The sequence below is a fragment of the Roseovarius marisflavi genome (genome assembly GCF_900142625.1).
Lineage (GTDB): Bacteria > Pseudomonadota > Alphaproteobacteria > Rhodobacterales > Rhodobacteraceae > Roseovarius > Roseovarius marisflavi.
In genome coordinates, this window is sequence record NZ_FRBN01000007.1 from 90,512 (window position 1) to 113,925 (window position 23,414).

Genomic DNA, 23,414 nt, shown 5'->3' on the forward strand with positions numbered 1-23,414 from the left:
ACGCGGTCAAGCGAAAGGGGGCTTTCATCCTGACCTTTTAGCGGTTTATTTAACGTGGCCCGCAATCCGGTAACAAATCGCCACGGCCCTTCGATTACCGCGCACCGCCGCAGGCGTCAATACTGCCGCGCAGGTTTCACGCAAGCGTCATCGCTCACTGACCTGCGCCCGCTGCTTCTTCTTGGCAAAAATACTCAACTCCAACAGTGCCACCGCCCTTCCGCTGCGGCTTCGCACCCCGCCCTTGCCTTCAGGCTCAAACCGGTCATGCTGTGCCCTACGCGAACCCGCAGCAGGAGCCAGACATGCCCGCCAAACAAGACCCGATTGATCTCTACTTCTGGCCCACGCCGAATGGCTGGAAAGCCTCTGTCGCGCTCGAGGAGATGGGCCTGCCTTATACGCTTCACCTGATTGATATCGGTGCCGGGGATCAGTTCAAGCCAGAGTTCCTCAAGCTGTCGCCCAACAACCGCATGCCCGCGATCACCGATCCCGACGGGCCGGATGGCGCGCCGATAAGCCTGTTTGAATCAGGCGCCATCCTGCAATATCTCGCCCGCAAGACCGGTCGGTTTTACGGGTCGACTGAGCGCGACAGAATTGCAGTGGATCAATGGCTGATGTGGCAAATGGGCGGTGTCGGCCCGATGGCGGGTCAGGCGCATCACTTTCTCAAATATGCCCCGGCGATGGATCCGCCCCAAGACCTGCCCTATGCCAAAGACCGCTATCGCAACGAGGTGGCGCGGCTTTATGGCGTGCTTGACCGGCAATTGGCCAGGACCGAATTCGCCGCCGGCGATTTCTTTTCGATTGCCGATATGGCGATCTGGCCCTGGGCCTCGCTTTGGGAAGGCCAGCAACAGACGCTGGAGGACAAACCGCATCTGGCGCGGTGGCTTGACATCGTTGGCGCGCGCGACGGCGTGATCAAAGGGCGCGCCCTTGCCGCCGAGAAACGCCGCAATATTCAGGATAGCCGCAGTGCGCAGAACGTGTTGTTCAAGCGCCCGTAACGGGGCGAATGGTGTCCTCGTCCGGGGAGTCGGGCGGCAAGACCATAAGCACCATGAACCAGTAGAATCCGTGCAGAAACAGCACGAAAATCGGCATCACGGTGATCCAGACCCCAAGCGATTCACTGCTGATCAGGATTTCATTCACCGCGATTACCATGGCCGCCACAAGCGCGTTGACCCGCAACAGGCTGACGGTTTCGCAAACCGCCTCGCCCTCGGCGGTTGTCGGGGTGACGCGGGCCATCACTGCCCCCTCGCGGATCATGCCAAGCACCATGACCACCAAGAGGAACAGCGCAACTGCGGTGACCGCGCGTTGTGTAAACAGCGGGTTGTTCAACCAAAGCTGCAAAGCCGAGACCGCAAGAAGAATGAAAACCGGCCAACGCAACATGCCCGTGCGCCCTGCCGTGGTCTGCTGAATGCTTTCGGCGGCCTGCGGCAGGTTGCGCCAGACCGCATAGGCCTGCGCGACCACGACCGACAGGACAAAGACCTGGTCCTGCGGCACATTCAACCGCCCAAGCACGATCCAGAGGATCAGCATGATCACCACCGGCAACAGGTTCTGCGGCCGGATTGGCGGGATCGACAACATCGCGGTCAAGAGGCGGGAGGAGGTGCGTTTTATCATGCCTCAATCGGTACATGCCAAAAGCGGCAATTTATCGGCAAGGATGTGTGCTTTCCGCGAAACCTCGCGGCGATACCCCGGATCACTGACGGTCCGGCGGGCCGAACGGGTATGTGAGATAAAGCAACATGCATTCAAGCGCGTGCATCACAATCCAGAGGAACGCCGCAAAGGTGATCCAGATCGACAAGCTGCCCTGCGCGATCAGGGCCTCGTTCACAGCCATCAGGCCAAGGCAGACCATGACCTTGACCATGACGTAATGCCGCCGCTGGCTATCGCACCATTCGGCTTCATCTTTGGGCGCGACATTATCCATGACCGCGCGGTTCCCGGCCAGCCCGATCACCATCAAAATCCCCCGCAGAAAGAGTCCCCCTGTCAGAACACGCTGACACAACAGCGGCTCGTTGAGCCACAGCAAAAGGCCAATGAGCCCGACGTGAAAGCCAAGAATGTATGTCATCATTTTGGTCGCATAGGCAGAGGACTCTCTCTTGCCGAGACGCGCAAGGGCAGCGGGAAGATTGCCCCACATCAGTGCACTTAACACAATCACCTGGCTTAGAACAAAGGCGCTCAGGCCATAGCGGGACAAAACCGCGTCAAACGGCGCCAGTACCACCCAAGCCCCAAGCAGCACCACGCCGGGCCACACGACCCGCAGCGGGACCGGCCAAATCACACTGATAAGCCCGTAAAGATGGATGAAAAACCGCATAAGCATACGGTCATTCCATCCGATCACTTGGCCCCTTTTATGGGCACAGGGCGGCTATTTCGAGGAACTGTCCGCCTCGTCCTCTTCGGTGGAATGATCGCGAAACAGCCTGGTCTGGGTCATGAAAAACAAGAAAATCGCCGCCGTCAGGCCGAAGGTCTTGAAATAGACCCAGATTTCCTCGGTCTGCGTCCGCCAGATCAACTCGTTCAGAACCGCCAGGCTCAGGAAAAAGAACATCAGGCGACGCGTCAGGATCAGCCAGCCCTCGTTGGTGAGCGGCATCATCCCTTCCATCACGTATTGCAGGTAAGACCGCCCCTGCAAAAGGCCCCAGCCAAGAATGCCGCCAAACAGCAGGTAAATGATCGTCGGCTTCATCTTGAAGAATCTCGGATCGTTGAACCAGACCGAGAGCCCGCCAAAGACCACGATGATCACCGCCGTGACCGCCTGCATCTTGGACAGATGGCCGGTAAGGTACCATAAAGCCCCCATCGAGATCAGGAACACCGGGATAAACCCGGCCGTCACCACGACAAACCCCTCATACTCGGTGCCGCCAATGGTAAAGACGCGGCTCTTGAGCCAGAGATAGGCCACGAAGAAGGCGAGCACGGGGCCCATCTCAAGCGCGGTTTTTGCCCATGCGGGCGGTGATTTTTCGGCCATCAGGATGTAACACACTCTGTTTCAGGTTCAGGGATGATCTTAGGTTCAGCCACCAAATTCAACTATGACCGCGCCAGTCGCGATCAAAGCCATCAGGGCAATACGTCGCGGCCCCACGGTTTCGCGCAGCACAAGCCAGCCGATCAGGGCGGCAAACACCGTCGAGGTCTCGCGCAGCACCGCCGCCTCGCCCACCTTGTCGAGCCGCGTCGCCAGCATGATCGAGCCGAACGACATGAACGCCACCAGCCCGCCCGCCACCCCGCGCGCAATCAGCGGGCCAAAGGTTGGCCGCACGGGCATGCTGCGCCAGCGCAGATAGGCAAGCACCGGCATGAACAGGCCGTCGAGAAAGAAAAACCAGGCCAGAAAGGTGAACGGATTGGCCGTGGCACGAATGCCGTAGGCGTCATAGGTGGTGTAAAGCGCCACAAAAAGCCCGGTCACCACCGCCAGCCCAAGCGCCAGAGGCATGGTATCGCGGTTCAGCGTTAGCGTGCGCAGGTTGTAAACTGCCAACCCGTAAATCCCGATCAGAAGCACGCCAATCCCCATCCACTGGATCGCAGTAAAGACCTCGCCAAACAGGAAATAAGCGCCAATCACGGTGAACAGCGGCCCGGTACCGCGCACGACCGGATAGACCACCGTATAGGCGCCCTTGGAATAGGCCAGCCCCTGAAGCAGCTTGTAGAGGGTGTGGATCACCAGAACCCAGCCGAAAATCGGCCACATATGCGGCTCGGGCCAGGGCACGACAAAAAGCGCGAAAGGCGCGGCCATGGCGAAATAGGAAAAGTCGATCACGCCGCGACTAAGCCAGGGATCATGCCGCCCCTTTTGCAACGCGCCGAAAATGGCATGCAGGAAGGCCGCCGAGAGCGCCAGCGCCATCGCCAGATGTCGCCCGGCCTCTGTTCCCTCGAGGGAAATGAGCCAGTCGCTCATGCGCGATGCACCTCGAAATGGGGGGCCAGCCCCCCAAACCGCAGGCAAAGTTGGGGGGCCAGCCCCCCAAACCCCCCGGGATATTTCAGGCAAGAAGAAACAGCAGCGCGGGTCGTCATTCGCGCTCGAGGCCGGTCAGGGCGGCGGCGAAATCTTCGGGGTCGAACGGGGCCAGATCGTCGATCTGCTCGCCCACGCCAATGGCATGGATCGGCAGGCCGAACTTATCCGCCAGCGCCACGAGGACGCCGCCGCGCGCGGTGCCGTCAAGCTTGGTCATCACAAGCCCCGAGACATCGGCCAGCTTTTGAAAGATTTCAACCTGGCTGAGCGCGTTTTGCCCGGTCGTGGCATCAAGCACCAGAAGGGTGTTATGCGGCGCGGTCGGGTCTTTCTTGCGAATGACGCGGACGATTTTCGACAGCTCTTCCATCAGGTCGGCGCGGTTTTGCAGCCGACCGGCCGTGTCGATCATCAAGAGGTCAGCCCCATCGGCCTCAGCCTTGGTCATTGCGTCAAACGCGAGGCTCGCCGGATCGGACCCTTCGGGCGCGGTCAGCACCGGCACCCCGGCGCGCTCGCCCCAGACCTGAAGCTGTTCGACGGCGGCCGCGCGAAAGGTATCCCCAGCCGCGATCATCACCGATTTGCCCGCCGCCTTGAACTGGCTCGCGAGCTTGCCGATCGTCGTGGTCTTGCCAGAGCCATTGACGCCGACCACCAGCACCACCTGAGGGCGGTTGGGATAAAGCGGCATCGGGCGCGCGACCGGCTCCATGATGCGGGTGATCTCGGCGGCCAGAAATTGCTTGATCTCTTGCGAAGACAGGCGCTTGCCCATCCGCCCCTCGGCCATATTGGCGGTCACGCGCAGGGCGGTATCGACGCCCATATCGGCGCTGATCAAAAGCTCTTCAAGCTGTTCCAGCATGTCGTCGTCAAGCGCACGGCGGGTGACGGCAGGCTTGTCGCCCCGCCCCAGAAGGCGCCCCAAAAGGCCCGGACGTGCCGCCGCGGGCGCGGGTTCGGGAATCTCCAGCGGTGTGGGCGGCGTGGTTGCCTCGCGGGGGGCCTGCGGCACTTCGGCAGGGCGCTCGACGGGGATTTCGACCGGCGGGGCCTGCGGCACCTCATCAGGGCGCGGCGGAAGTTCGCGCGGCGCCGGCTCGGGATCGGATGGCGGCGGGACCGGGATGGGTGTCGGTTCTGGCTCTGGTCGCGGTTCAGGCTCTGGCTGAGGCTCGGGCGTAGGTTCAGGCGTGGTCGCCTCGGCGGGCTCTTCAACGCCACCGTCTTCGACAATCGCGTCCAAACCCTCTTCGAGTTTCGAAGAGGATTTGAACAGCCGTTCCTTGAGTTTCGAGAAAAACGCCATGCAGCCTCCGATCCGCGTGTTAAACCTCACCTAATGCGGATCGCAGGGATATGGAAGCCTTGTAGCGCGATCAAACCTCGTCTGGGAAATGCTTCATGGTAAGGCGAATCGGGTTCGGCGCCGCCTGTCCCAGACCACAGATCGAGGCATCGGCCATCGCCGTACACAACTCCTCCAACAGCGGCTGATCCCAGGTATCGGCCTGCATCAGCTTGACCGCCTTTTCACAGCCCACCCGGCAGGGCGTACATTGACCACAGCTTTCATCCTCGAAGAACCGCAGCATGTTGAGCGCGGCCTGTTTGGCGCTATCGTGGTCCGACAGAACCACAACCGCCGCCGAACCGATAAAGGTGCCATGCGGTTGCAGCGTGTCGAAATCCAGCGGCACATCATGCATCGAGGCCGGCAACAGACCAGAGGACGGGCCGCCCGGCTGATAGGCCTTGAGGGTGTGCCCATCGAGCATGCCGCCCGCCGCCTCGATGATATCGGTGATGGTCGACCCGGCTGGCAAAAGATGCACGCCGGGGTTTTTCACCCGCCCGGACACCGAATAAGAGCGCAGCCCCTTGCGGCCGTTCTTTTCTACGCCCGACAGGATTTCACCGCCCTCGCGCAAAACGCGCGTCACCCAATAGAGGGTCTCGACGTTGTTCACGAGTGTCGGACGATTAAAGATGCCGACCTGCGCCACGAAGGGCGGGCGATGGCGCGGCAAGCCGCGTTTGCCCTCGATGGATTCGATCATCGCGGATTCTTCACCGCAGATATAAGCACCCGCGCCGCGGCGCAGCTCGATATAGCCCGGCTCAACCTTAGAAGCGGCCTCCAGTGCCTTGATTTCACGCTTCAAAATCTCGATCACGGCGGGATATTCGTCGCGCATGTAGATAAAGCAACGCTCGACTTCGACCGCCCAGGCCGCGATCAGCATTCCTTCAAGGAAAACATGAGGATAGCGCTCAAGGTAAAAGCGATCTTTGAAGGTGCCCGGCTCGCCTTCGTCGCCATTGACGGCAAGGTAACGCGGGCCTGCTTCGGCGCGCACAAAGCCCCATTTGCGACCCGAGGGAAAGCCCGCGCCGCCAAGGCCGCGCAGGCCAGAGGCGAGCAGGATCTCCTGAACGGTTTCAAAATCGCCACCCTCGCGCAGCTCGGCCAGCTTGGCATAACCACCGGATGAGGAATACTCGGCAAACTCCTGATATTGCGGGATATGTGCGTGGGTTTCCCCTGCTGCAATCGCCGCCTTTACCTTTTCAGGCGTGGCATGGTCGATATGGTGATGACCAAGCTCAAGCACCGGGGCCGTATCACAGCGCCCCATGCAGGGCGCGCGCAAAACCCGCACTTGCGACGCGTCAAGCCCATCCTCAAGCGCCTTTTTGAGAGCCTGCGCGCCGGCAAGCTCGCAGGACAGCGAATCACACACCCGGATGGTCAGCGCGGGCGGCGGGGTCTCGCCCTCTTTCACCACATCGAAGTGGGCGTAAAAGCTGGCAACCTCGTAAACTTCGGCCATGGAAATCCGAAGCTCTTCGGCAAGGGCGCGCAGGTGCGCCGCCGAGAGATGGCCGTATTCATCCTGGATAAGGTGCAGATATTCGATCAGCAGATCACGGCGATGCGGCCCCTCACCCAGAAGCGCGCGCACCTCTGCCCAGGGCTGATCTTCCAGCTGTCGACCCTTGGGCGTGTGACGGCCCTTGCCCTTGCCCGATTTCCAGACGCCCTTGCGCTCATCCAGTGCCATGCCATGTTCCTCAGCTAAAGTTACGCCAAGGAATACGGCCTGGCCCGTGCGCCTGCGAGATCAAAAGCGACATCCGCGCCCTCGGAAACGTTGAAGCGGCGCAAAAACATCGAAATCCAGATGAATTCCCGCTGTTTTCCCGCCTTCGCCGCCGAGCTGCCCTATGTCCGCCTCAGATGCCGGGCTATTGTGGCGGCACTGATGCAAGTTTCAACCGGGCCAAAAGCATGATCCTCTTTGCCATTGCCACCAGCGTGCCGATGATCCTGATCGGGCTTGCCGCCACGTTTGGCGGCATCTGGGGCTTTTGTGCGGTTGGATATGTCACCGTTCTGGTGTTCCTGATGGACCGGCTGATCGCGCGCCCGATGCAGAATGCCGATCCCGAGGCCGAATTTCCCGCCGCCACATCCCTATTAGTGGGGCTTGGCGCGGCGCATTTCTCGGTGCTGGCCCTGGCCCTCTGGGCGGTGGCCGGGCAAAGCGGGCTTGGCGGCACCGAGCGGGCGCTGGTTGCCCTCGCAAGCGCGCTCGTGATGGGGCAAATTTCGCATCCCGTGGCGCATGAGCTTATCCATCAACGGCCACGTGCTTTGCGCCTGATGGGACAGCTGATCTATAGCTCGATCCTGTTCGGGCATCACGCAAGCGCGCATCTGCGGGTGCATCATGTGCATGTCGCCAGCCGCAGTGACCCGAGCAGCGCACGCCCGGGCGAAGGCTTTTACCGTTACGCAGCAAGGGCATGGTCCGGGGCGCTCAAGGCCGGATTGCGCGCCGAGAGTCGGCTGCGCATGGGCCCCAACCGAGGCATCTTAGGCCACCCCTACACGCTTTATCTGGGCGTCGCCGCGCTCATGCTGGCCGGTAGCGCCATGATCTTCGGGGCGCGCGGGGTTGCCGCGCTTGGTTTTATCGCCGGTTACGCACAGCTTCAGATCCTGCTGTCGGATTACGTACAGCATTACGGATTGCGCCGCGCAATCCGCGACGGTGGGCGGCCAGAGCCGGTCGGCCCACAGCATTCCTGGAATGCGCCGCATTGGGGGTCGTCGGCGATGACATTGAACGCGCCGCGCCATTCGGATCACCATGTCACGCCGGCGCGCGCCTATCCGGCGCTTCAGTTGCAGGCCGCAACCATGCCGATGCTGCCATATTCCCTTCCGGTGATGGCGGTGCTGGCACTTGTGCCGCCCCTGTGGCGCCGAATCATGGACCCACGCGCGGCGCGGTGGCGCGCCCAAGATACATCTGGCGAGACGGCCCGCGATCTGGCAGTCTGACCCAATGCGAGCCTTGATTTTCTCTCTCACTCTGATCGGCCTTGGCGCCCCGGCGCAGGCCCAGATGACTGCCGCCGAATTTGATGCCTATACCCGTGGCCACACGTTTTACTATGGTGCGGGCGGCGAGCCTTATGGCGGTGAGGAATACCTGGAAAATAAGCGCGTGCGGTGGTCTTTTCTGGATGGCAAATGCCAGGACGGGCAGTGGTATGAAGAGGATGGGATGATCTGTTTCATCTATGAAAACCGTCCAGAGCCACAATGCTGGAGCTTTGAGCAGTCGGCCGGTGGGCTTGTGGCGCGCTTTGGCGGACCGCGCGCAATGGCCGAGCTTTACGAGGTGGAAAAATCAGACGAACCCCTGCTGTGTCTGGGGCCAGAGATCGGCGTGTAGCCTGTTATATTTCAACCAAAACTGAGGAGTTACCCAGAGAATTCGGGAATATTCTTACCCATATCGAACATTTCACCGCCACCCCCGCCTTGAGGGCCGGATGCCTCCGGCGGGAGTATTTTGGGAAAGATGAAAGTCGAAAATCAGAAAAGGCTGCCTTGAGTGGGGGGCGGTTTTTTGGGCTTTGGTGCCGGGCGCGCCGGTGTTGCAGGCGCGCCCTCGGGCGAAAGCGGCAGGCGACCGTCAGCGAATTCGATCTCAAGCGCAGTGGCCTTGGCGGCAGCGGCCTTGCTGGTCAGCACCGCGCCATCGCCGTCCCGCACCACCGCATAGCCGCGCTGGAGCGTGGCGGTATAGCCGAGGGTTTCGCGAAGCCGATCCAACGCGTCGATCTTGCTGCGCCAATTGGTGGTCTGGCGGGTGGCAGCATCGCCAAACCGGGTTGTAAGGCGCGCAAGGTCGCGTTTCTTGAGCTCGATATCACGCGAGAGCGCATGAATATTAAGCCGCGCGGCGGTGCCCTCAAGGCGGCGGCGATCGCTATCGACGGCGCGGCGCAACAGGCCGGGACGCAGGGCCCCCGAGGTTTCAGAGAGTTTCACGCGGCGGGCCTGTACCGAGCGGATAAGGGCCGCCGGAAGCCGGTCCGCCCAAGTATCAAGCCGCTGGCGCGCCGTATCAAGCAGCGTATCAGCGCGCGGCAAGGCCCGCGACAAATCACGAAGTCGCTGGCCACGTGTCGTCAGGCCCGAGGTCAGCGCATGGGTCAGCCGCGCATCCTGGGCATCGAGGCAGGCCATCAGATCAAGGCGCACCGGCACGGCCAATTCGGCCGCCGCCGTAGGGGTGGGCGCGCGCTTGTCAGAGGCAAAGTCGATCAGCGTGGTATCGGTTTCATGCCCCACCGCCGAAATCAGCGGAATATCCGAATCCGCCGCAGCCCGCACGACGATTTCATCATTGAAGCCCCACAGATCCTCGACCGAGCCGCCGCCACGCGCCACGATCAGCAGGTCTGGCCGTGGCAAGGGCCCGCCGGGGGTAAAGGCGTTAAAGCCCTGAATGGCGCGCGCCACCTCGGCGGCGCATTTCTCGCCCTGAACGGCAACCGGCCAGATCAACACCTTGCGCGGAAAGCGATCACGCAAACGATGCAGGATATCGCGGATCACAGCCCCCGAGGGCGAGGTGATAACACCAATGATTTCCGGTAGATAGGGGATGGCCTTTTTGCGATCTGGCGCAAACAACCCCTCGCCCGCAAGCTGCGCCTTGCGCTTTTCCAGCATCGCCATGAGCGCGCCCATGCCGGCCGGTTTGATATCTTCGATGACGATCTGATAGCGCGACTGACCGGGGAATGTGGTGAGCCGTCCTGTGGCGACAACCTCCATCCCCTCTTCGGGTTGCACAGCAAGACGGCTGGCAACGCCCTTCCAGATGATGCCGGCCAGAACCGCGCGGTCATCCTTGAGGTCAAGATAGATATGGCCAGACCGCGGGCGCGAAATACGGCCAAGCTCGCCGCGCACCCGCACATGGGCAAATTCGCCCTCGATCATGCGTTTGATCGCGCCGGAAAGGTCAGAGACCGAAAATTCGGGGGCGTTTTCGCCGGGGGTGGGATCGTCGATCAGATCGGACATGCCTGCTGCCTTGTGTCTGGCTTTGCGTCACCTTAGAACGCGGGGCAAGCGAGGCCAAGCAGGAGTTATGCGCCATGAATATTCTGATCCTCGGGTCCGGCGGGCGCGAACACAGTATCGCCTGGGCCGTGATGCAGAACCCGAAATGCGACAAGCTTATCGTGGCGCCGGGCAATGCCGGGATCGCCGAGATCGCCGAATGCGCAAGTCTGGATATCCTCGATAGCGCGGCGGTGATCGGCTTTTGCGAGGCCGAGGCGATTGATTTCGTGATTATCGGCCCCGAGGCGCCCTTGGCCGCCGGGGTGGCGGATCGCTTGCGCGAGTCGGGGTTTTCGGTCTTTGGCCCCGGCGCTGAGGCCGCAAAGCTTGAGGCGAGCAAGAGTTTTACCAAGGCGATCTGTGATGCAACGGGCGCGCCGACGGCGGGCTATGGCCATTTCACCGAGGCCGAAGCCGCCAAGACTTATATCCGCACTCAAGGCGCGCCGATCGTGGTCAAGGCCGACGGGTTGGCGGCAGGCAAGGGCGTAATCGTGGCCGAAACCGTCGATCAGGCGATTGCAGCGGTGGACGACATGTTTGGTGGCGAATTCGGCAGTGCCGGCGCAGAGGTCGTGGTTGAAGAGTTCATGGAGGGCGAAGAAGCCTCATTTTTCGTGCTCTGCGACGGCGAAACCGCCCTGCCCGTGGGCACCGCGCAGGACCACAAGCGCGTCGGCGAAGGCGACACCGGCCCCAATACCGGCGGCATGGGGGCCTATTCCCCTGCCCCGGTGATGAACGAGGCGGTGACGCAAAAGGCGCTCGATGAGATCGTGCGCCCGTGCCTCGCCGAGATGGTCCGGCGCGGCACGCCGTTTCAGGGGGTTTTGTTTGTCGGTCTGATGATCAAGGACGGCCAGCCGCAGCTTGTGGAATATAACGTGCGTTTCGGCGATCCTGAATGTCAGGTTCTGATGATGCGGCTTGGCGCGCAGGTGCTTGACCTGTTGCAGGCGGCAGCCGAGGGGCGCCTGTCGGAGATGGCGGTCAACTGGGCCGAGGATCATGCGCTGACGGTTGTGATGGCCGCCAACGGATATCCCGGCACCTATGAAAAGGGCAGCGTGATCAAAGGCGTGGCGGATTGCCCAGAAGACAGTTTCCACATGGTGTTTCATGCCGGCACGGGCCGCGCCGAGGGGCAGTTCGTCGCCACCGGCGGGCGGGTTCTTGCGGCAACGGCGCGTGGGAACAGTTTGCAAGAGGCCCGCGACCGCGCTTATGCGATGGTGGACCAGATTGATTGGCCGCAAGGATTTTGTCGCCGCGATATCGGCTGGCGAGCGCTCTGAGTGTCTTGATGTCGAATGGCTTGCGCCATCCGACCGATGCGAGGGGCGCTGCCCCTCGCTCTCCCCGGAGTATTTTGTCCAAGAAGAAATCTAGGGGCAGGTGAGCGCCGCAGTGAGGCTTTGCGGTGAAGTATAAGCCCCGATCTCGCGGGAATTGATCCTGCCGCTTTGAAGAGTCGTGGCCATGACGCGTGTCCAATCGGCATTGGCCGTGATGAGTTCAGGGGGGGCGCCACAGGTGCGGATGCCGCCGGCGATGAAATCCCAGCCTATTTTGTGATTGCTCAGGCCCGGTTTACTGGCGATCTGGATGAGCTTTTCGGCCTCATAGCGCCAGATGCGCAGGGTCTTGGCCAGATGGGGGCGGTCGATATAGGCGATCTCGATCTGCCCATCGCCATCCAGATCGACCGCGCCAATTGGCGCAAGCCAGCGATGCGGGCGACCGATATACGGTGTGGCTGTGATCCGGCCGGAAGCGGCGTAAATCGCCAGTCGCGCGCCTTTGTCGAGGCTTGTTTCGACAACGATCACCTCGGGCGCGCCATCTCCGTCAACATCGGCAAGGCGCGGCGCGATATCCTCGAACACAAGCGTTTCTGGCAGGGTCATGCGGCGGCTTGTGCCATCGGACAGCTCAAGCACAAGCGCACCCCATTCCACCGCATCGCCGAGCACCCCATGCGCGTATCGCGTGGTCGGCTCGGCGTAGCGGGCAGAGGTGAAGTCCTGGGCCAATGCAGGCAGCCCCAGGACACAGGCCGCAAGCCAACAGGCAAGCCGCCCCGCCCGCATCATATCAGATCTGTTTCTCGGGCATATTTACAACCAGACCATCAAGCGCATCGGTCACCTTGATCTGACAGGTCAGGCGCGAACGCTCCGGGTCGGCCTCATAGGCAAAGTCGAGCATGTCGTCTTCCATGTCTTCCTTGGCGGGCAGCTTATCAACCCAGGCCGGATCGACATAGACATGACAGGTCGAGCACGCACAGGCCCCGCCGCAATCGGCCTCGATGCCGGGGATATTGTTGTCGCGCGCGCCTTCCATGACGGTCAGGCCGTTGGCGACCTCGACCACATGCTCGGTGCCGTTATGCTCGATATAGGTGATTTTGGCCATCGCTCGGCGTCTCCCTTGACTTTGTTTCGACTGTTTTCCTAGCCAAGCCATCTAGGGCAGGCCAGCCCCATTTGCGACCAAAGGTGAAAAGAGTTGCTACAAACCATTCATGTTCTATATTTGTTTCATGTCAGTTCGCACATCCGCCCCTGCCACACGCCCGGCATGGCCGCGCCCGCCCTCGGCACTTGTTGCCGCGCGCCTGACCGAGCCACCGACCGGGGCGCGGGTGACTGTGGCCGGGCTTGTGCTTGTGCGCCAACGGCCCGGCACGGCCAAGGGGGTAATTTTCCTTACGCTTGAGGATGAAACCGGGGTGGTGAATGTGGTCGTCTGGCGCAAAATCTACGAACGCTTCCGCCGCGCGGTGATTGCCGGGCGGCTATTGCGCGTGACCGGGCGGATTGAACGGCAATCCGGCGTGGTGCATCTGGTCGCGGAAGAGGTTGAGGATATCTCGGCCCTGCTGGATCGCCTGATGCTGCCCGATCCTGCCTGACAGCACACTTTCACAGGCGGCAAAAACCGGCTAACCTATTGGCAAAACAGCGCCAGACTGCTGCCTCAAGAGGCCCGAGCCGATGAACCGCCCCCCCTTCGCCCTGCTGCCCCTGATGATGCTTGGCCTTACGGCCTGCCAAACCGCCCTGCCCTCCACAGGCGCGAGCGAGCCTGATCTGGTGACCCGCATCGAAACGGCGCCTACCGGTGCTGCGCCCGGCACCTGCTGGGGCAAACATGTAACCCCGGCGGTGATCGAAACCGTAACCGAACAGATCATGCTGCAACCGGCAGAGATCACCAGAGATGGCCAGATCCTCCAGCCCGCGCTCTACAAAACAGAAACCCGTCAGGCGATCGTGAAAGAGCGCCGCATCACATGGTTTGAAACCCCCTGCGCCGCCGACCAAACCCCCGATTTCGTCGCCTCCGTCCAGCGCGCCCTTGCTGCGCGCAGCCTTTACCGCGGCCCGGCAAATGGCGAAATGGATGCCCGGACCCGCGCCGCCATTCGCCGCTTTCAGGCGCCAGAGGGGCTCGATTCTGGTATCTTGTCACTGGCTGCCGCGCGCAAGCTGGGGCTGGTCTCGGTCAAATCCGACAGCTAAACCTGCCTGTTTCTTCTTGCCTTAAATATCCCGGGGGAGCCGCCCAACGGGCAGCGGGGGCAGCGCCCCCAAATTCCCCCAACCTCACGCGACACCCTCGCCGATAAGGCGCTGCGCCAAAGCGCCATAGGCCTTTGCCATCACACCACCGCCACCGGCCACCGGCACACCGGCATCGCCCGCAAGCCGGGTCTCAAGGTCAATCGGCAGCGCCGCCAAAAGCGGCAGGCCAAGCCGCTCCGCCTCGTCACGTACTCCGCCATGGCCAAAGATATGCGCCTCGTGGCCACAGTCCGGGCAATGAAAGACCGACATATTCTCGATCAGCCCAAGGACCGGCGTTTCAAGCGTCCGGAACATATCCAGCGCCTTGCGCGCATCCAAAAGCGCCACATCCTGCGGCGTGGACACGACGATGGCCCCGTCCGGGCGCGCCCGCTGGCAAAGGGTCAGTTGCACATCGCCCGTCCCCGGTGGCAGATCAACGATCAGCACGTCAAGCGTGCCCCATGTCACCTGTGTCATCATCTGTTGCAGCGCCCCCATAAGCATCGGGCCGCGCCAGACGACCGCCGAGGCCGGATCAAGCATCAACCCGATCGACATCATGCTTACCCCATGCGCAACCAGCGGTTCCATACTCTGGCCATCGACGCTGACCGGGCGGGCACTCACCCCCATCATGCGCGGCTGGCTTGGGCCGTGGATATCTGCATCCAACAGGCCAACGCGCCGCCCCTTGCGCGCAAGCGCCACGGCAAGATTCGAGGCGACAGTGGATTTGCCAACCCCGCCCTTGCCCGAGGCCACGGCCAGGATGGATGCAACCCCCTCCGGCCTGATCGAGCTGTTGCCGCCCTTGGGATGGCCACCGACCTTGAGGCTCGGCGCGGCCGGGGCCGCATGGGCGGTCAGCGCCACGCTGGCATGGCTTACCCCCGGCAGGGTCAGTGCAGCGCGCTCTGCGGCGGCGCGCAGGGGTTCCATCATCCGCGCCATCTCGGGGCTTGGCGCCTCGATCACGAATCGCACCTCACTGCCGGTGATGGTGAGTGCGCGCACCATGTCGCGCGACATCAGGGTGCCGCCATCCGGCAACTCAAGCAGTGCGAGCCGGGTTTCGATATCCGCGCGTGTTATCGACATGATCATTCCTTTTGCAACGACGCCTCAATAGGTGGCAGTTTCCACTCCAAGGGCAAGGGGCGTTAACCAAGTGCCTAAAAAATGTAAGTACTGCTTAACGTTAGGTCAATTTCCCTTATGCACTTGCTGCATAGCAGCATTGCCAAACTCAGGTATTGTGCACTTGCAGCAAAAGCGTATCTTGGGTTCAACAAAGACGAAAAGAACATCGTCGAACACGAATACAACCCAATACGCAAGGAGCCGAATATGGCATTTGCAACCGACACCCGCCGCGCCGCTGCGCACCACCTGAGCGAAGACCTGAGTGTCGCCGTTTATGCCGCAATGCAGCGCATCACCAACTATCGCGCCTACCGTAGCACGATCCGCGAATTGTCAGAACTGAGCAGCCACGATCTTGCTGACCTCGGCCTGCACCGCAGCGAGATTCGCCGGGTCGCACATGAATCAGTTTACGGCACCCGCCCGTAACAACGAGATCGGATGTTCCTCTCCTCCTCCCTGGGGCATCTGAAACGGTCAAAGGCTTCTTTCCTCCTCCCTGAGGCCTGAGACCGGAAAATTGGGGCAAATTGCCCCCACCGATTGCTAACGGCCCTCTCCTCCTCCCTGGGTCGGACGCACAAAGAACGGCGGCGCCTCTCCTCCTCCCTGGCGTCGTCGTTTTTTTGTATTCAAAGACCTTTTCAATGCAGCACGCGCGCCCGGCCACGGCGCGGCTTTTGCATGTGCGCGGTGCGGCTGGCCTGTTCCAGATAGCCAACAAAGGCCCGGGCCGCCGCGCTTTCGGCCGCGAGGACCGCAGGGGCGGCAAGCGCTGCGCGCGCCACTTTGGGTGTCACCGGGCCCGCGACAGACACCGCCCATTCCAAAAAACCACGTCGTGCATGATGAGACGCCTGCGCGCCCGTCGAATTGCTTTGCTCCAACCCATCGAGAATCCGGTCAAGGGACATCGTAAGACTACTCCCCGGCCACACCCCGGGCCGGATGGGGCGGGGATTGAACCGGGACAGGGCGTATCGGCACCCGCCCACACCGCCCCCCGCGGTTTGACGTTGCACCAAGGCTGGTTTCCGGACTTGGGGGGTGAGCCAGATGATGTGACCCTGCGTTTTGACACCTTCCCAGACCCGTCTGGGCCCAGTGGTCTATTGTCGAAACGCCCTCCCTTACCGTTGCGGGGGCAGCGCCGGCGTTGCACCGGCTTCCCAATTCTCCGCCAAAGGCGGCACCAAGGTACCATCAGCTTACCCGGCAATCGCCGCCGCACCATGCGTAAAACCGAAGCTGTTCGGGTGAAAACCGTCAGGTTTGGGAGTCGCCGTGGGCGGAGAATGAGTATTTATGGAAAGATGAAAGTTGGAATTGCGGGCTTGCCGTGGATGATTTGCAAATCTAATCTGGACCACAGCTAATCTGCAAAGCCAAGGATGAGGCGATCATGGCCACACAGAAACTCTATGCTGGCGCCAAACTGCGCGAAACGCGCCAGAGGCTGGGGCTGACACAAAAGGATTTTGCCGCAAAACTAGGCATATCCCTGCCCTATCTCAACCAGATGGAGAACAACAATCGCCCGGTCAGCACCACAGTGGTTCTGGCCTTGGCGCAGGAATTCGGCTTTGATGTCACGGAGTTATCGACCGGCGATGCCGAGCGCATGGTCAGCGACATGCGCGAGGCGCTTGCCGATCCGGTGTTTGGCGATGACCCGCCGCCGCTGGCGGATCTGCGGCTGACCGCGTCGAATGCGCCGGCTCTGGCGCGGGCCTTTCTGGAATTGCACAGCGCCTATCGCCAGACCCACGAACGGCTGGCCTCGCTGGATGAGGCCCTCGGGCGCGAGGATGCGCGCAGCCAATCCAGCCCCTGGGACGAGGTGCGCGATTTCTTTCATTATTGCGACAACTACATCGATGCGGTCGACCATGCCGCCGAGCGGTTTGCCACCGGCAGTGACGCCAATCTGTCGGCCCATGATCTTGCGGTCGAGCGGATGGCGGCGATGGGAATCACCCTGGCGCAGGATGATGTCGGCAAGCTGCGCCATTATGACCGGGCGGCGGGGGTTTTGTATCTGTCGTCGCGCGCCGCGCCCGAAACGCGGCGGTTTCAGCTCTTGTTGCAGCTGGCGCTGTTGACGCAAGACGCTCTGTTGGAGGCGACGCTTGATTTCGCCCGTTTTCAGTCAGACGCGGCCCGCGCCATCGCCAAGATCGGCCTTGCCAATTACTTTGCCGGGGCGGCAATGATGCCCTATGGTAAATTCCTCGAGGCAGCGCAGGAAACGCGGCACGATCTTGAATTGCTCGCCAACCGCTTTGGCGCCTCGATCGAGCAGGTGTGCCATCGGCTTTCGACCCTGCAAAGGCCCGCCGCCAAGGGGATTCCGTTCTTTTTCGTGCGCGTCGATCAGGCCGGCACGATCACCAAGCGCCATTCGGCAACGCGGCTTCAGTTTGCGCGCTTTGGCGGGGCCTGTCCGCTCTGGAATGTGCATCGCGCCTTCGAGACGCCGGGGCGGTTTCTGCGTCAGCTTGCCGAAACCCCCGACGGCGTGCGCTACATTAGCCTTGCGCGGGACGTGAGCAAACCGGGCGGCAGTTTTGGCGCGCCGGTGCGCCGCTTTGCCATAGCCCTCGGGTGCGAGGTGAAGCATGCCGGTGATCTGGTCTATGCCGATGACCTCGACGTGAGCAACGCCCGCGCGTTCGAGCCGATTGGCATTTCCTGTCGGATTTGCGAGCGCGCCGAATGCCATCAACGTTCGGTTCCGCCGCTCGAGCGGCGCTTGCAGGTTACCCCCGACGAGCGCGGCGTGCTGCCCTATAGCGTGGGTTAACCGACCGAGGCTTGCAGATCGAAAATCGGCAACAGGATCGCCAGAACGATCACAAGAACCATGCCGCCCACCACCATCATCAACAACGGGTCCATCAGGGCCGAGACGCGCTTGCGTTCATTTGTCAGCCATGTTTCGACCAGAACAGCCGAGCGTTCGGTCATCCGCCCGAGGCGGGCCGATTTTTCGCCGGCGTCGATCAATTGCCGACAGACCGGCGGAATGAGCGTCATGCGGGTAAGCCCCTGACTCAGGCTTTCGCCGGAACGCACAGCCTCGGCCAGATCAAGGGCTTCGTTGCGAAAACGGCTGATGACAAGCACGTCGCTGGCCGAGGTGACCGCATCCACGACCGTCTGGCGGCTGGCAATCACAAGCGCCAGCGTGCGCAGATACTGGGCCGCCGCCGACAGGCGCAGCAAGCGCCCGATCACCGGCAGTTTCAGTGCGAATTCATGCCAGGCATCGCGAATGCGCGGCACCCGCAGGGCGGCTATTATCCCAAAGATCGCGGCGACAAAGCCAATCGCGAGACCGATCCAATAGGCCTGAATCCAATCGCTGATCCCCATCACAACCTGGGTCAGTGGGGGCAATTCGCGGCCCGACACCTCAAACATCGCGGCAATCTCTGGGGCGACATTCACCATCAGGATACCACAAACCAAAAGCGAGACAGCGGCGACAAAAGCAGGGTAAATCAATGCTGTAGCAAGCTGTGCGCGGTCGGTTCCGACGCTTTCAAGGTAATCGGCAAGCCCCTCGAACACCGCCGCCACATCGCCAGAGACCTCGCCCGCGCGCACGGCGGCCACGTAAAAGCGCGGAAACCCGGCATTGGTCATTTCAAGCGCAACCGACAGCGGCTGGCCATCCAGAAGCGCCGCCTTGGCCTCGGCGGCGGCGCCTTCAATGGCGGGCGAGGTGCCCGAGCTGCGCACCGTTTCAAGCGCCACCTCGGCCGAAAGATCAGAAGACAGGAGAACCGCCATCTGGCGGGTAAAAACCGCGCGCATATCAGCGTTCAACCTGGTGCGCCGACCGCGCGATCGGGTCAGTCCGCCGCCCTGCCGCTTGGCATTTATGTTTTCGGCGAAAAGCCCCTGACCGCGCAGGATATCGGCGGCCTGTGCCTCGCTTTCGGCAACAAGCGTGCCTTTCTTGCGCTGTCCTTCACCGTTGAAGGCGGTGTAGCTAAACGCCCTCACAGCGCGTCGCCCACCACGCGCAGCGCCTCGGCGAGGCTGGTTTTACCGGCGGCGACCTGATGCAGGGATTGGCCAAAGAGGGTTTGATCGGGCTCAAGCGCCACGTCTTTCATCTCAAGCTCGGAGCCGCCCTTGTCGATGGTGGCGCGCAGGGTCTCGCTGACCTCAAGGATTTCAAACACCCCGACCCGGCCTGCATAGCCGGTGTTGTTGCAACTCTCACAGCCCACCGGGTGATAGATCTGATCCGGCACCGCAAGCTTGACGGCGCGGAAATGCCGGGCCTCGTCGGGCGTCGGCGCGGCCGCCCTCCGGCAGGTTTTGCAAAGCCGGCGCAACAGGCGTTGCGCGATCACGCCGCGCAGGGTCGAGGCGATGAGAAAATCATCAAGCCCCAGATCGCGCAGCCGCACCACCGCCCCGACAGAGCCGTTGGCGTGCAGCGAGGAAAACACGAGGTGCCCGGTCAAAGACGCCTGCGCCGCCACGCTTGCGGTTTCCTGATCGCGGATCTCGCCGACAAGGATGATATCGGGGTCCTGGCGCAGGGCGGCGCGCAGACCGGCGGCAAAGGTCATGCCGATCTCGGCATTGACCTGGCTTTGCGAAATGCCGGGAAGGTCGTATTCAATCGGGTCTTCGGCGGTCAGAATGTTGCGGATTTCGTCATTGGCCAGTTGCAGCAATGAATAAAGCGTCGTCGTCTTGCCCGAGCCGGTCGGCCCGGTGGCAAGGATAATCCCGTTGGGCCGCCCCGCCATGCGTTCGAGCACCGCCACCTGATCGGGGCGCAACCCAAGCTGTTCCAGCGGCATGAGGCCGGCCGAACGATCAAGCACCCGCATCACCACCCGCTCACCGTAATTGCCCGGCAGGGTCGAGACCCGCACATCAATCGCGCGCCCGCCAAGGCGCAGGGCGATATGGCCATCCTGCGGCAGGCGGGTTTCGGAAATATCAAGGCCTGCCATGACCTTGAGGCGCGACACCACGCGGCGCACCGGCACATCCTGACGGTCCAGAACCGATTGCAGCATGCCGTCGACACGCATGCGCGCGCGCAAGCCGCCCTCATTGGGTTCGACATGAAGGTCCGATGCTCCGGCGCGCACGGCGCGGCGCAAAAGCTGGTTCACGAGCTGGATCACCGGGGCCTCTTCGCCGTCCTCCAAAAGGTCGCGCGGGCCACGGCCATTTGCTCCCTCTTCAAGGTCAAAGCTGAACTCGCCATCGGCCTCGTCACCGCCAGAGCCGCCCTGGTAAAGCGCCGCCAGTTGCGCCTCGAAGGCGTCGATACCAAGGTGTTCGACCGACAGCGGCACGCCAGCCCGACGACGCGCCTCGCGCAGGCCAAGCGCACTTGCCTGCGGCCCTGCCAGCAACCTGCCGCCCTCGACCAGAACCTGCTGATCGCGGGCAAGCGTGAAGGGCAAAAGCGGTGGGGCCATGGTTATCTGTCCACGAATTGCAGCCGCGACGGCAGCGGCGGAAAGCGCCGGTTCTGCGCACCCTTGTCGATAAAGCCGGCATCGAATGGTTGGTTCAGATTGGCCCCGTCGAACGGAAAGGTCGAATCCGGCACCTGCGGATAGGTGCCATCATCGGGCGGCGCAATCGCGGCGCTTATGCGCTTGGCCTCGCGGGCAAGACGACGGGTAAGCTCGCGCGCCTCGGCATCGGTGCTCAGGATGCGGGGGCGCATCATCACCAGCAAAATCCGCTGGTTCTGCGAGGTGCTGCGGCCCTTGAACAAGCGCCCCAAAAGCGGCAGTTCACTGAGCCCCGGCACACGCTGATTGACCGACCCGTTGCCGTCTTCCATCAGCCCGCCAAGCATGATCACATGCCCGTCGCGCACAAGAACGTTGGTCGACAATTGCCGTTTCGAGGTGATCTCGCCGCCCGCCGCCGAGGCAGAGTTGGTCAGGTTCGACACCTCTTGACTGATCTCCAGACGCACGGTTTTGTCGCGGGTGATCTGTGGCGTAACCTTGAGGGTCAGGCCGACATCCTGGCGCTGGATGGTCTGAAACGGCTGGTTCGGCACTGCACTATCGCCAACGGTGGAAAAGCTGCCTGTGACGAAGGGCACATTCTGCGCAACGACGATTTCGGCCTCGCGATTGTTCAGGGTCAGGATCGAGGGCGTCGACAATAGCTTGGTCGAGCTTTTACTGGCAAGAGCCGCAAGAAAGCCGCCAATGCCACTTTTGTCAAAGGCGGCAATCGTGCCGCCGGTGCCGCCGCCGGTCGGATTGTTGCCCGCAAGAACGGTGCCCACAAGATTGGTCAGTGTCGGGCGACCCTGAAGAGCAAATTCCACCCCGCCGACCGTCGCCTGCTGGATCACGCCGCCGAACTGGAACGACAGGTCGGAAAAGCTGTCTACTGAAAGCTCAAAAATCACCGCTTCGATAAGGACCTGATCGGGACGCTGATCAAGGCCACGCACGGCAGTCACAATCGCCTTTACCCGATCCGAGGGCGCGGTGATGATAAGCGCGTTTTGCTGTGGCTCGGCCACGATGGTGATCGCAGAATTGCCCGTGACGCCCCCTTCCGCCGAGGTCGCCTGAGCGCCAAAGCTCTGACGGACCACATCGGCAAGGTCACTCGCATCGGCATAGTTCAGACGCACCACCTCGGTTGCGATGCTGCGCTGTGGTTTATCAAGCTGATTAACAATATTGCGCACCCGATCACGGAATTCAGGCGTGCCCGACACGATAAGCGCATTCGAACGGCTATCGGCCGACAGGCTTGATCCGGCCGGTGTAATCGCAAGGGTGTTGATCACCCCAAGCATGTCTGACGCATTGCCATTGCGCAGCGGGATGGTTTCAATCGAATTGCGGCTTGGGGTGTCAAGGCGGTCGACAAGCTTGACGATCCGCTGAAAATTCTCGCGCCGGTCCGACAGGATCATAAGCCCCGCATCCGGCACCGTCGACAGCACCGCCTCGGCAGGCAAAAGCGGGCGCACCACCTCGGCAATATCGGCGACCGGGCTGTTGCGCACGACGATGACGCGGGTTTCATAATCCCCGCCAAGCCCACCGCGCTCCTGTCCGGGGGCGAGTTCGCGCGCCACATCAATCGGTACGATCCGGTCAGTTTCTTCGCCTTCGACAATGGTCAGGCGGTTAAGCTCCAGAACATTAAGGAAAATCTCGTAGATGGCAGAGGGTGACACCTCGTTTGGCGCGACCACGGTCACACTGCCCTGCACCCGGTCATCAAGGATAAAATTGCGCCCCGTGGATTGCGCCACGATCTGCACGAAATCACGCAGACTTGCATTGCGCAAATCCAATGACACCTGAGCCGTTGCAGGAAACACCTGCGCGAGCCAGATAAAAGCCCCTAGGGCCAGAACCTTAAAAAACTGCATCGCTATAAATTACGAACATCATCAATTGATACCGCCCGTCTGTTTGTATTGCCTCAGGAATCCAACCGCCGTTTATCGACGGTTTTTTTTGCTATTACGCGGGCATACTATCCGATTTCATATGACGTTTCTATTGTTAAACGGCATCTGGCACACTTATGACTCACCTTTGAGATTTCTCACTCATACCCCGGTTTTTCCTTGGCCCGCCTCTCTTGGGTCGTGATAGGTAAGGCTCATTAAGGTTATCAGGAGGGCGCATGCGCTTTCATTTCAACAACAGCCCATTGATTTTGATGCCGGTTTTGATGGCCCTTGCGGCCTGCGAGCCGAGCGCAATCAGCGAGGGCAACAATTTTCAGCGCAAGTACAGCACGGCGCGCAAGGCGCTTGAGGCGGGCAATTACGACACCGCAATCAACAGCTATGCCTTGCTCATCCCGCAATCCGGCCCGCTCGAGCCGCGTTTGCGGCTTGAATATGCGCATGCCCTGTTACGCGCAGGGCGTTATGACGAGGCGGCCCAGGTCGCCGACACCCTCGCCAGTACCCGCAAAGGCAGTGATCGCGCTGCGGCCCTCGCGGTCAGCGGTGCCGCGAATCACGAAAGTGCGCTCGCCGAGATCAACGCCGGTACGGCCGGGCCGAAAACCGTGGCCAAGCTGCGCGCGGCAGATGCCGCCTTAAAGGAAATGATGGCGCTTGACGGCGACCTTGATCCGCTTGGGGCCATGGCCTCGCGGCGCCGGGATATCAAGGTCGAACTCAAACAGCTTGGCGCGCGCGGCTAACGCG

Annotated in this window: 23 protein-coding genes and 2 riboswitches; of the genes, 9 read left to right on the forward strand and 14 right to left on the reverse strand. The window is 61.7% G+C overall.

Features of this window, described 5'->3' with window-relative positions:
* Positions 1–17: 17 nt before the first annotated feature.
* Positions 18–94: riboswitch (SAM riboswitch) on the reverse strand.
* A gap of 211 nt (positions 95–305) precedes the next feature.
* Positions 306–1,019 (forward strand): glutathione S-transferase N-terminal domain-containing protein, encoded by a 714-nt coding sequence (locus BUB78_RS08610; protein ID WP_073197097.1) that lies wholly within the window; start codon positions 306–308, stop codon positions 1,017–1,019.
* On the opposite strand, the gene BUB78_RS08615 is transcribed toward BUB78_RS08610, so the two are convergent.
* The 6 genes from BUB78_RS08615 to BUB78_RS08640 form a co-directional block, all read right to left on the reverse strand.
* A complete protein-coding gene (locus BUB78_RS08615; RefSeq protein WP_073197099.1) occupies positions 1,006–1,656 on the reverse strand; it encodes a hypothetical protein in 651 nt (216 codons plus the stop codon). The two genes, BUB78_RS08610 and BUB78_RS08615, sit on opposite strands and share 14 nt — an antisense overlap.
* Before the next feature lie 82 nt (positions 1,657–1,738).
* Complete coding sequence (locus BUB78_RS08620) at positions 1,739–2,383, reverse strand: hypothetical protein (protein ID WP_073197101.1); 645 nt, start codon at positions 2,381–2,383, stop codon at positions 1,739–1,741.
* A gap of 48 nt (positions 2,384–2,431) precedes the next feature.
* Positions 2,432–3,049, reverse strand: a complete 618-nt coding sequence (locus BUB78_RS08625; protein WP_073197103.1) for an inner membrane-spanning protein YciB — start codon at positions 3,047–3,049, stop codon at positions 2,432–2,434.
* A gap of 45 nt (positions 3,050–3,094) precedes the next feature.
* Positions 3,095–3,997 (reverse strand): EamA family transporter, encoded by a 903-nt coding sequence (locus BUB78_RS08630; RefSeq protein ID WP_073197105.1) that lies wholly within the window; start codon positions 3,995–3,997, stop codon positions 3,095–3,097.
* Positions 3,998–4,112: 115 nt separating this feature from the next.
* Entirely contained in the window at positions 4,113–5,372 is a 1,260-nt protein-coding gene (gene ftsY, locus BUB78_RS08635) for a signal recognition particle-docking protein FtsY (protein ID WP_073197107.1), read from the reverse strand.
* A 70-nt stretch (positions 5,373–5,442) separates the two neighbouring features.
* Positions 5,443–7,128, reverse strand: coding sequence for an NAD(P)H-dependent oxidoreductase subunit E (locus BUB78_RS08640; RefSeq protein ID WP_073197109.1), 1,686 nt, complete (start codon positions 7,126–7,128; stop codon positions 5,443–5,445).
* A 227-nt stretch (positions 7,129–7,355) separates the two neighbouring features.
* Here BUB78_RS08640 and BUB78_RS08645 point away from each other — a divergent pair, with 227 nt between their 5' ends.
* The gene (locus BUB78_RS08645) at positions 7,356–8,414 is read left to right on the forward strand and encodes an alkane 1-monooxygenase (protein WP_073197222.1); all 1,059 of its coding nucleotides are present in this window, start codon (positions 7,356–7,358) and stop codon (positions 8,412–8,414) included.
* 4 nt (positions 8,415–8,418) lie between these two features.
* On the forward strand, positions 8,419–8,811 hold the full coding sequence (locus BUB78_RS08650) for a hypothetical protein (protein ID WP_073197110.1): 393 nt from the start codon (positions 8,419–8,421) through the stop codon (positions 8,809–8,811).
* 143 nt (positions 8,812–8,954) lie between these two features.
* On the opposite strand, the gene xseA is transcribed toward BUB78_RS08650, so the two are convergent.
* Entirely contained in the window at positions 8,955–10,457 is a 1,503-nt protein-coding gene (xseA, locus tag BUB78_RS08655) for an exodeoxyribonuclease VII large subunit (protein ID WP_073197112.1), read from the reverse strand.
* Between the two features lie 74 nt (positions 10,458–10,531).
* Here xseA and purD point away from each other — a divergent pair, with 74 nt between their 5' ends.
* Entirely contained in the window at positions 10,532–11,794 is a 1,263-nt protein-coding gene (gene purD, locus BUB78_RS08660) for a phosphoribosylamine--glycine ligase (RefSeq protein ID WP_073197114.1), read from the forward strand.
* A 90-nt stretch (positions 11,795–11,884) separates the two neighbouring features.
* On the opposite strand, the gene BUB78_RS08665 is transcribed toward purD, so the two are convergent.
* On the reverse strand, positions 11,885–12,592 hold the full coding sequence (locus BUB78_RS08665) for an FG-GAP repeat domain-containing protein (protein ID WP_245813411.1): 708 nt from the start codon (positions 12,590–12,592) through the stop codon (positions 11,885–11,887).
* A 1-nt stretch (position 12,593) separates the two neighbouring features.
* Entirely contained in the window at positions 12,594–12,917 is a 324-nt protein-coding gene (locus tag BUB78_RS08670; RefSeq protein ID WP_073197116.1) for a 2Fe-2S iron-sulfur cluster-binding protein, read from the reverse strand.
* 127 nt (positions 12,918–13,044) lie between these two features.
* On the opposite strand from BUB78_RS08670, the gene BUB78_RS08675 reads away from it, so the two are divergent.
* Positions 13,045–13,416 carry an OB-fold nucleic acid binding domain-containing protein gene (locus tag BUB78_RS08675; RefSeq protein WP_245813413.1) on the forward strand — a complete coding sequence of 124 codons (372 nt, stop codon included), beginning with the start codon at positions 13,045–13,047 and terminating at the stop codon, positions 13,414–13,416.
* Between the two features lie 82 nt (positions 13,417–13,498).
* Positions 13,499–14,026, forward strand: a complete 528-nt coding sequence (locus BUB78_RS08680; protein WP_073197120.1) for a peptidoglycan-binding domain-containing protein — start codon at positions 13,499–13,501, stop codon at positions 14,024–14,026.
* Positions 14,027–14,110: 84 nt separating this feature from the next.
* Here the strand turns inward: BUB78_RS08680 and BUB78_RS08685 are convergent, their stop codons facing one another.
* Positions 14,111–15,172 (reverse strand): Mrp/NBP35 family ATP-binding protein, encoded by a 1,062-nt coding sequence (locus BUB78_RS08685; protein ID WP_073197226.1) that lies wholly within the window; start codon positions 15,170–15,172, stop codon positions 14,111–14,113.
* Positions 15,173–15,421: 249 nt separating this feature from the next.
* Between BUB78_RS08685 and BUB78_RS08690 the strand changes: the two genes are divergently transcribed.
* Positions 15,422–15,646: a DUF1127 domain-containing protein gene (locus BUB78_RS08690; RefSeq protein ID WP_073197228.1), complete on the forward strand. Its 225-nt coding sequence runs from the start codon at positions 15,422–15,424 to the stop codon at positions 15,644–15,646.
* A gap of 215 nt (positions 15,647–15,861) precedes the next feature.
* Here BUB78_RS08690 and BUB78_RS08695 read toward each other — a convergent pair whose 3' ends face one another.
* Entirely contained in the window at positions 15,862–16,131 is a 270-nt protein-coding gene (locus BUB78_RS08695) for a hypothetical protein (protein WP_073197121.1), read from the reverse strand.
* Between the two features lie 94 nt (positions 16,132–16,225).
* Positions 16,226–16,429, reverse strand: a riboswitch (cobalamin riboswitch).
* 190 nt (positions 16,430–16,619) lie between these two features.
* Between BUB78_RS08695 and BUB78_RS08700 the strand changes: the two genes are divergently transcribed.
* Complete coding sequence (locus tag BUB78_RS08700; protein ID WP_073197123.1) at positions 16,620–18,020, forward strand: helix-turn-helix domain-containing protein; 1,401 nt, start codon at positions 16,620–16,622, stop codon at positions 18,018–18,020.
* Here BUB78_RS08700 and BUB78_RS08705 read toward each other — a convergent pair.
* From BUB78_RS08705 to gspD, 3 genes are read right to left on the reverse strand one after another with little or no spacing between them, the layout of a single operon-like run.
* A complete protein-coding gene (locus tag BUB78_RS08705) occupies positions 18,017–19,228 on the reverse strand; it encodes a type II secretion system F family protein (protein ID WP_073197125.1) in 1,212 nt (403 codons plus the stop codon). The genes BUB78_RS08700 and BUB78_RS08705 overlap by 4 nt on opposite strands.
* Positions 19,225–20,676 carry a GspE/PulE family protein gene (locus tag BUB78_RS08710; protein ID WP_073197127.1) on the reverse strand — a complete coding sequence of 484 codons (1,452 nt, stop codon included), beginning with the start codon at positions 20,674–20,676 and terminating at the stop codon, positions 19,225–19,227. Before BUB78_RS08710 ends, BUB78_RS08705 begins: the two co-directional genes overlap by 4 nt.
* 2 nt (positions 20,677–20,678) lie before the next feature.
* A complete protein-coding gene (gene gspD, locus BUB78_RS08715) occupies positions 20,679–22,619 on the reverse strand; it encodes a type II secretion system secretin GspD (RefSeq protein ID WP_073197129.1) in 1,941 nt (646 codons plus the stop codon).
* A gap of 260 nt (positions 22,620–22,879) precedes the next feature.
* Between gspD and BUB78_RS08720 the strand changes: the two genes are divergently transcribed.
* Positions 22,880–23,410, forward strand: a complete 531-nt coding sequence (locus tag BUB78_RS08720) for a tetratricopeptide repeat protein (protein ID WP_073197131.1) — start codon at positions 22,880–22,882, stop codon at positions 23,408–23,410.
* Positions 23,411–23,414 lie beyond the last annotated feature (4 nt).

What these genes read in the sequence shown, in the direction of transcription:
- BUB78_RS08610 (WP_073197097.1), top strand. Translation starts at nt 306, where the DNA reads ATGCCCGCCAAACAAGACCCGATTGATCTCTACTTCTGGCCCACGCCG.
- BUB78_RS08615 (WP_073197099.1), bottom strand. Translation starts at nt 1,656, where the DNA reads ATGATAAAACGCACCTCCTCCCGCCTCTTGACCGCGATGTTGTCGATC.
- BUB78_RS08620 (WP_073197101.1), bottom strand. Translation starts at nt 2,383, where the DNA reads ATGCTTATGCGGTTTTTCATCCATCTTTACGGGCTTATCAGTGTGATT.
- BUB78_RS08625 (WP_073197103.1), bottom strand. Translation starts at nt 3,049, where the DNA reads ATGGCCGAAAAATCACCGCCCGCATGGGCAAAAACCGCGCTTGAGATG.
- BUB78_RS08630 (WP_073197105.1), bottom strand. Translation starts at nt 3,997, where the DNA reads ATGAGCGACTGGCTCATTTCCCTCGAGGGAACAGAGGCCGGGCGACAT.
- ftsY (WP_073197107.1), bottom strand. Translation starts at nt 5,372, where the DNA reads ATGGCGTTTTTCTCGAAACTCAAGGAACGGCTGTTCAAATCCTCTTCG.
- BUB78_RS08640 (WP_073197109.1), bottom strand. Translation starts at nt 7,128, where the DNA reads ATGGCACTGGATGAGCGCAAGGGCGTCTGGAAATCGGGCAAGGGCAAG.
- BUB78_RS08645 (WP_073197222.1), top strand. Translation starts at nt 7,356, where the DNA reads ATGATCCTCTTTGCCATTGCCACCAGCGTGCCGATGATCCTGATCGGG.
- BUB78_RS08650 (WP_073197110.1), top strand. Translation starts at nt 8,419, where the DNA reads ATGCGAGCCTTGATTTTCTCTCTCACTCTGATCGGCCTTGGCGCCCCG.
- xseA (WP_073197112.1), bottom strand. Translation starts at nt 10,457, where the DNA reads ATGTCCGATCTGATCGACGATCCCACCCCCGGCGAAAACGCCCCCGAA.
- purD (WP_073197114.1), top strand. Translation starts at nt 10,532, where the DNA reads ATGAATATTCTGATCCTCGGGTCCGGCGGGCGCGAACACAGTATCGCC.
- BUB78_RS08665 (WP_245813411.1), bottom strand. Translation starts at nt 12,592, where the DNA reads ATGATGCGGGCGGGGCGGCTTGCCTGTTGGCTTGCGGCCTGTGTCCTG.
- BUB78_RS08670 (WP_073197116.1), bottom strand. Translation starts at nt 12,917, where the DNA reads ATGGCCAAAATCACCTATATCGAGCATAACGGCACCGAGCATGTGGTC.
- BUB78_RS08675 (WP_245813413.1), top strand. Translation starts at nt 13,045, where the DNA reads ATGTCAGTTCGCACATCCGCCCCTGCCACACGCCCGGCATGGCCGCGC.
- BUB78_RS08680 (WP_073197120.1), top strand. Translation starts at nt 13,499, where the DNA reads ATGAACCGCCCCCCCTTCGCCCTGCTGCCCCTGATGATGCTTGGCCTT.
- BUB78_RS08685 (WP_073197226.1), bottom strand. Translation starts at nt 15,172, where the DNA reads ATGTCGATAACACGCGCGGATATCGAAACCCGGCTCGCACTGCTTGAG.
- BUB78_RS08690 (WP_073197228.1), top strand. Translation starts at nt 15,422, where the DNA reads ATGGCATTTGCAACCGACACCCGCCGCGCCGCTGCGCACCACCTGAGC.
- BUB78_RS08695 (WP_073197121.1), bottom strand. Translation starts at nt 16,131, where the DNA reads ATGTCCCTTGACCGGATTCTCGATGGGTTGGAGCAAAGCAATTCGACG.
- BUB78_RS08700 (WP_073197123.1), top strand. Translation starts at nt 16,620, where the DNA reads ATGGCCACACAGAAACTCTATGCTGGCGCCAAACTGCGCGAAACGCGC.
- BUB78_RS08710 (WP_073197127.1), bottom strand. Translation starts at nt 20,676, where the DNA reads ATGGCCCCACCGCTTTTGCCCTTCACGCTTGCCCGCGATCAGCAGGTT.
- gspD (WP_073197129.1), bottom strand. Translation starts at nt 22,619, where the DNA reads ATGCAGTTTTTTAAGGTTCTGGCCCTAGGGGCTTTTATCTGGCTCGCG.
- BUB78_RS08720 (WP_073197131.1), top strand. Translation starts at nt 22,880, where the DNA reads ATGCGCTTTCATTTCAACAACAGCCCATTGATTTTGATGCCGGTTTTG.